This window comes from Citrobacter sp. Cpo061 (assembly GCF_030332845.1).
Classification (GTDB): domain Bacteria; phylum Pseudomonadota; class Gammaproteobacteria; order Enterobacterales; family Enterobacteriaceae; genus Citrobacter; species Citrobacter portucalensis.
On sequence record NZ_JAOWHB010000033.1, the window covers coordinates 79,316 to 85,997 of the forward strand.

A 6,682-nucleotide genomic window follows, 5' to 3' on the forward strand; every position below is an offset into this window, starting at 1 on the left:
CCGCCTCGCTCACCCCAGTCACTTACTACAGTAAGTTCCTGGGACTTGCTGCGTTGCCGTCTTCCTGCAACGTGAATTATTTTGGGGAAATATTAATTTTGTTATTGGTTTACTGAATCCAACCAGCCGTATTTATCTTCCGTTTCACCGGTGAAGAGCCCAAAGAAGGCCTGCTGGATGCGTTTGGTGACCGGACCGCAGCGGCCTTCGCCCACCTGGATACCATCGACACTGCGTACTGGGGTGATTTCGGCCGCGGTACCGGACATGAACACTTCGTCGGCCAGGTACAGTGATTCACGAGACAGCACCTGCTCACGCACTTCGATATCGAGATCTTTCGCCAGCTTAATGATCGCGTCACGGGTAATACCCGGCAGTGCAGAAGAGGTAAACGGCGGGGTAAACAGAATACCGTCTTTTACTTCAAACAGGTTTTCGCCCGCACCTTCGGAGATGTAACCATTCACATCCAGCGCAATGCCTTCCTGATAGCCATGACGACGCGCTTCGCTACCCACCAGCAGCGAAGACAGATAGTTACCGCCCGCTTTAGCAGCAGTAGGGATGGTGTTCGGCGCAACGCGGTTCCAGGAAGAAACCATCGCGTCGATCCCCTGCTCCAGCGCTTCTGCACCAAGGTAAGCACCCCACGGGAACGCGGCGATGATCACGTCAGTGGTGTATCCCGCTGGCGGGTTAACGCCCATCCCCACGTCGCCAACAAACACCAGCGGACGGATATAGGCGCTGGTCAGATTGTTTTTACGAATCACCTCGCGGCAAGCTTCCATCAGCTCATCAACGCTCTGAGAAACCGGAAAACGATAGATCTTGGCTGAATCACGCAGACGCTGCATATGTTCGCGATGACGGAACACCACCGGCCCTTTGTGAGAATCGTAGCAACGGATGCCTTCGAATACTGAAGTACCGTAGTGCAGCGCGTGGGACATCACGTGAACCTTCGCGTCTTCCCAACGAATCATCTCGCCATTAGACCAAATGTAATCAGCTTTTTTCGTCGTCATTTTTCTTCCTTTTGCGCTCAGGCGCGGATTTGTTGTGATGTGGTTGTGCTCTGGCAGATAGCAACGTGTGCAACGTCTACCAGTTTACTTAACTGACTAAACAGTAAGTCGACCGACCGGGGGCTGGCAACGGTCAATTCGATATTTATATTTTGCGCATCGCTGGCGGCTTCCATATTCATGGAGCACACCTGAAAACCGCGATGGCGTACCACGCGTAAAACACGTTCTAACGTTTCCGGATTGAAACGAGCCTCAACGGCGACCTGATGTTGCATCATGATAATTTCTCCAGCATTTCTGAGTTACTGGCACCTGGCGGTACCAGAGGCCAGACATTCTCAAGTTCGTCGATTGAGACATGAAGCAGGTATGGCCCCTCGCTGTTCAGCATGGTGTCGAGTGCCGCTTCAACCTGGTCTTTACGGGTGATGTGTTGACCTGGTATGCCGAAGGCGCTGGCCAACATGAGGAAATCGGGGTTATCAGTAAGGGTGGTTTCGCTATAACGTTCCTGGAAAAACAGCTGCTGCCATTGTCGCACCATGCCTAACCGCTGGTTGTCGAGTAAAACTATTTTCAGCGGCAACTGCTTGCGTTTTACGGTGCCCAGCTCCTGTACATTCATCATGAAGGAGCCGTCACCGGAGATACAGATTACCGTATCGTTCGGGCGAGCAACCTGCGCACCAACCGCTGCTGGCAGGCCAAAGCCCATCGTACCCAGGCCGCTTGAGGTGATGAAATTTTCCGGGCGGGTGTAGGTCATATGCTGCGCCGACCACATCTGATGCTGACCAACATCCGTTGTCACTACGCTGTCCGCAGGCTTGCGATCGGACAACTGCTTCAACAACAGTGGCGCGTAGATAGCCTCACCGGGATGATCATAGCGCCAGGTATGCTCTGTGCGCAGTTCAGCGCTATGCTGACGCCATGCGTCAATCTTCAGAGATTGCTGCAATGCCGGCAGCAGAGAATTTAAATCACCCTGCAGGGCGACGTGCGCCTGGCGCAGCTTGTTCATTTCCGCAGGGTCGATATCCATGTGGATCACGCTGGCGTTCGGCGCGAAGGTATTCAGCTTGCCGGTCACCCGGTCATCAAAACGCGCGCCCACGGCAATCAGTAAATCACATTCTTGCACCGCGAAATTTGCCGCTTTAGTGCCATGCATTCCCAACATACCCAAATAGTATGGGTAGTCAGCTTCTACTGCGCCCAGACCTTTCAGCGTGCAGGCGACCGGCATTTGGGTTACCGCGATAAATTCACGCAGGGCCGGGACCGCCTGCGCCATACCAACGCCGCCACCGACGTACAGGATCGGTTTTTGCGCCTGCGCCAGCATTTTACGCGCCTGCTCAACGTCAGCGTGCGGGAAAACCTCTACGTTTTCGACGGTCGTAAAATACGGCTCCAGCGTACCGCTGGCCAGCTGGATATCTTTCGGGATATCAACCAGAACCGGACCCGGACGACCGGAGTTCGCCACAGCGAAAGCCTCTGCCATGATGCGCGGCAGCTCTTCCAGTGACTGCACCAGGAAACTGTGTTTGGTGCAGGACAAAGACATACCCAGAACGTCCACTTCCTGGAACGCATCCGTTCCGATGAAAGGTGAGGCCACCTGGCCGGTGATCGCCACCACAGGAACAGAATCTAACAGCGCATCGGCAAGGCCGGTGATCAGGTTAGTAGCACCAGGTCCGGAAGTGGCGATACACACGCCGGTTTTACCGGTCGCACGGGCATAGCCAATTGCCGCCATTGCCGCACCCTGCTCGTGTCGGCACAACAGGTGTTCTACGCCGCCGTCATACAACGCATCGTAAACCGGCATAATTGCGCCACCAGGATAACCAAAGACGGTTTGAACCCCTTGTGCACGCAACGCATGTACCACCCACTGTGCCCCATTCATAGTTACATCCCCGCCGTAAATCTTGAGAAACAGAATTTTATGCTACCGTTCACTTTCTGCTCCTCATGTATGTTTTTAAGGTCAAAAAAAACCCCCGGACCTTTCGGTGCGGGGGTCTTAGTTCGTTAAGGCTTGTTTTCTAAGCCTTTCCTCGTCCAAGTGCAGCCCCGCACGGTGGGATAATAATCACCACCACGCTAATCACGACCAGGCTAATCACTCGTAGAAGGGCTGTCATTTTTGTATTTTCTTGCATCTTGTTCGAAGGAATACCTAAAGAGTTACCATAGAATTTGCAAATGACACAAGATATTTTTTTATTCGTTTTTCTGACGCCGTTAACGGTTTAGATAAATATCGTTGTTTTTTATACAAAAAATCAAAAGTGAAAATATTTCACGTTTCAGGTGATTCTCGGCAACCCATTTCCTACTAAAAACGTTATTCAAAAGCGTTTGCGAGCGCTATTCCAGGCTTTATGCAAGCAGTATTGAACTACATAAAAACACAGGAATAAGCCTCTAAAAACCGTAATTATGTGAAATCTTGCCGCGATGTATTGCGACATAATGCTTTCATCAGGAGGGCTTATGTCACTATCGATTGTTCACACACGCGCTGCGCTGGGCGTGAATGCGCCAGCCATTACCATCGAGGTACATATCAGCAATGGTTTGCCTGGTTTAACCATGGTGGGATTACCCGAAACAACGGTAAAAGAGGCTCGCGATCGAGTTCGCAGTGCGATTATTAATAGCGGTTATGAATTCCCGGCGAAGAAGATAACCATAAACCTCGCTCCGGCCGATCTCCCGAAAGAAGGGGGACGATATGATTTACCTATCGCAGTTGCGCTTCTGGCAGCGTCTGAGCAGCTTACAACCCATAACCTCGATACATATGAGCTGGTAGGCGAATTAGCGCTTACAGGCGCGTTACGCGGCGTTCCCGGTGCGATATCAAGTGCAACTGAAGCTATTCGCGCAGGCAGGAGAATTATTGTCGCAAAAGAGAATGCAGCTGAAGTGGGACTGATACACGGTGAAGGGTGCCTGATAGCCGATCATCTACAGGCCGTATGCGCATTTCTCGAAGGTAAGCATGATTTAGACAGACCATCATCGGCAGATTTTATCCCCTGCGCATTAGCAGATGATCTGAGCGATGTTATCGGCCAGGAACAGGGTAAACGCGGGCTGGAGCTTACCGCAGCTGGCGGTCATAACCTCTTACTCATCGGGCCGCCGGGAACGGGTAAGACCATGCTGGCCAGTCGCCTGAGAGGATTGCTTCCGCCACTGAGCAATGATGAAGCACTGGAAAGCGCCGCGATTCTAAGTCTGGTCAATTCCGACACGCTACAAAAACAGTGGAAACAACGCCCTTTTCGTTCGCCGCATCACAGTGCTTCATTAACTGCCATGGTCGGTGGCGGCTCTATTCCTGCGCCAGGCGAGATATCTCTGGCGCATAACGGCATACTGTTTCTGGATGAACTTCCCGAGTTTGAGCGGCGCACGCTGGATGCACTGCGAGAGCCCATTGAGTCCGGGCAGATTCATTTATCCCGCACTCGGGCAAAAATAACTTACCCCGCGCGTTTTCAGCTTATTGCTGCCATGAATCCCAGCCCAACAGGACATTATCAGGGGAACCATAACCGCTGTACCCCAGAGCAGACACTACGCTACCTCAATCGATTATCAGGCCCATTTCTTGACCGCTTCGATCTCTCCCTCGAAATCCCCTTACCGCCGCCCGGCATACTCAGCCAGAGCCAGGTAAAAGGGGAAGATAGCGCAACGGTGAAGCAACGCGTTATAGCAGCACGAGAGCGTCAGTATCGGCGGCAGAATAAGTTAAATGCGCAACTGGACAGTCAGGATATCCATAAATACTGTCCACTGCGTAGCGACGATGCGCAGTGGCTTGAAGAAACGCTCGCGCATCTCGGATTATCCATCCGCGCCTGGTTACGCCTGATAAAGGTCGCTCGAACGATCGCGGATATAGAACAATCTGACCATATCTCTCGCCAGCACTTACAGGAGGCTGTTGGGTATCGGGCGATAGACAGATTACTCATTCATTTGCAGAAACTACTGGCATAAAAAAAGGGCTTTCGCCCTTTTTTATTAATCATCAGATTCGGTGTAGTCTTCCGCACCTTCCACCTGAGGTTTCCCACCAGACAGCGTGTGGAAGCGTTTTGGACGCTTAATGCGCGTCATGTATTTGGACCACACACGTTCAGCTTCGGTAACCGGTTCGCGCTCACCACGGCATACCGCAACAAACAGTTTTTCTTCTTCCGTTACCGGCTCACGCTTGCCCAGATCCAGCTCGTTGAAAGCATAACCGTGACGCTCAAGCAGTTGTGCTTCTTTAATGGTGAAATCACCATGACGGGAGAATCCGCGGGGATAATATTTATTATCGAAATATCGATTAGTCGTCGTAAAGCTTTCCGCCATCCTGCACGCTCCTAATTCTTTGGCCGAGCTATTTATGGCGCGGAGTATTAGTTACGCTTGACAGAGCGTCAAACAAAAGATTTAAATCATAACGACAAATAATTTTATGGAGCGAGTTGTGGATACGGAATTGTTAAAAACTTTCCTGGAAGTTAGCCGGACACGCCACTTTGGCAGGGCTGCTGAAGCGCTCTATCTGACCCAATCAGCGGTTAGTTTTCGGATCAGACAACTGGAAAATCAATTGGGTGTAAACCTGTTCACCCGACACAGAAACAATATCCGTTTAACCGCTGCAGGTGAAAAATTATTACCTTACGCTGAAACGCTGATGAATACGTGGCAAGCAGCACGTAAGGAGGTTGCGAATACCTCGCGGCATAACGAGTTTTCTATTGGTGCCAGCGCATCCCTCTGGGAATGCATGCTTAATGGCTGGCTGGGGCGTTTGTACCAATCCCAGGAGCCACAATCCAGCCTGCAATTTGAAGCGAGGATCGCGCAGCGACAGTCGTTAGTAAAACAGCTTCATGAACGACAGCTTGATCTATTGATTACTACCGAAACGCCCAAAATGGACGAATTTAGCAGCCAACTGTTGGGATATTTCACGCTGGCGCTCTATTGCAGTTCTCCTTCACAAACCAAAGATGAACTGAATTATCTGCGTCTGGAATGGGGACCTGACTTTCAGCAACACGAGGCTGGATTGATTGCGGGAGATGAAGTGCCGGTACTTACCACCAGTTCGGCAGAATTAGCCAGGCAGCAACTTTCAGTCCTCAAAGGTTTTAGCTGGCTACCGGTCAGCTGGGCTAAAGGTAAAAGCGATCTCCATACGGTTACCGACAGTACAACGCTTTCACGCCCGTTATATGCAGTTTGGCTGCAAAATAGCGATAAACATGCGCTGATTTGCGATCTGCTGAGAACGAATATTCTGGAAGATTAAGGAAAACGCTGGCAAGGATGCCGGGAGTAAAATAGAAAGAAGGAAAAACTCAAATTACAGGTAAAAAAAAATCCTTAGCAATAATGCTAAGGATTGTTTCTGGCAGGGGCGGAGAGACTCGAACTCGCGACACCCGGTTTTGGAGACCGGTGCTCTACCAACTGAGCTACGCCCCTAAATCTTCTTATCATTAAGCCTGCTTAGTAGCAGGCTTAATTTTCTAATAAGTGGCGGAACGGACGGGACTCGAACCCGCGACCCCCTGCGTGACAGGCAGGTATTCTAACCAACTGAACTACCG

7 protein-coding genes and 1 tRNA gene are annotated in these 6,682 nt (G+C 51.1%); 2 read left to right on the top strand and 6 right to left on the bottom strand.

From position 1 onward, the window contains the following. Window positions 1-101 precede the first annotated feature (101 nt). The 4 genes from OGX97_RS03605 to ilvL all read right to left on the bottom strand — a co-directional run bounded on the left by OGX97_RS03605 (window position 102) and on the right by ilvL (window position 3,193). Window positions 102-1,031 (bottom strand): branched-chain amino acid transaminase, encoded by a 930-nt coding sequence (locus OGX97_RS03605; RefSeq protein ID WP_003829030.1) that lies wholly within the window; start codon window positions 1,029-1,031, stop codon window positions 102-104. Window positions 1,032-1,048: 17 nt separating this feature from the next. Next, on the bottom strand, window positions 1,049-1,312 hold the full coding sequence (ilvM, locus tag OGX97_RS03610) for an acetolactate synthase 2 small subunit (protein WP_003018017.1): 264 nt from the start codon (window positions 1,310-1,312) through the stop codon (window positions 1,049-1,051). Further along, a complete protein-coding gene (ilvG, locus tag OGX97_RS03615; RefSeq protein WP_003829032.1) occupies window positions 1,309-2,955 on the bottom strand; it encodes an acetolactate synthase 2 catalytic subunit in 1,647 nt (548 codons plus the stop codon). The genes ilvM and ilvG overlap by 4 nt, the downstream gene beginning before the upstream one ends. 139 nt (window positions 2,956-3,094) lie before the next feature. After that, the gene (gene ilvL / locus OGX97_RS03620; protein ID WP_001311244.1) at window positions 3,095-3,193 is read right to left on the bottom strand and encodes an ilv operon leader peptide; all 99 of its coding nucleotides are present in this window, start codon (window positions 3,191-3,193) and stop codon (window positions 3,095-3,097) included. 352 nt (window positions 3,194-3,545) lie between these two features. Between ilvL and OGX97_RS03625 the strand changes: the two genes are divergently transcribed. Next, complete coding sequence (locus OGX97_RS03625; protein WP_235126030.1) at window positions 3,546-5,066, top strand: YifB family Mg chelatase-like AAA ATPase; 1,521 nt, start codon at window positions 3,546-3,548, stop codon at window positions 5,064-5,066. Window positions 5,067-5,090: 24 nt separating this feature from the next. Here OGX97_RS03625 and maoP read toward each other — a convergent pair whose 3' ends face one another. Beyond that, on the bottom strand, window positions 5,091-5,429 hold the full coding sequence (gene maoP, locus OGX97_RS03630) for a macrodomain Ori organization protein MaoP (RefSeq protein ID WP_003018025.1): 339 nt from the start codon (window positions 5,427-5,429) through the stop codon (window positions 5,091-5,093). A gap of 106 nt (window positions 5,430-5,535) precedes the next feature. Here maoP and hdfR point away from each other — a divergent pair, with 106 nt between their 5' ends. Beyond that, window positions 5,536-6,381: an HTH-type transcriptional regulator HdfR gene (gene hdfR, locus OGX97_RS03635; protein WP_008787063.1), complete on the top strand. Its 846-nt coding sequence runs from the start codon at window positions 5,536-5,538 to the stop codon at window positions 6,379-6,381. A gap of 100 nt (window positions 6,382-6,481) precedes the next feature. On the opposite strand, the gene OGX97_RS03640 is transcribed toward hdfR, so the two are convergent. Then, window positions 6,482-6,557 (bottom strand) — tRNA-Trp (locus OGX97_RS03640). Between the last annotated feature and the right edge of the window lie 125 nt (window positions 6,558-6,682).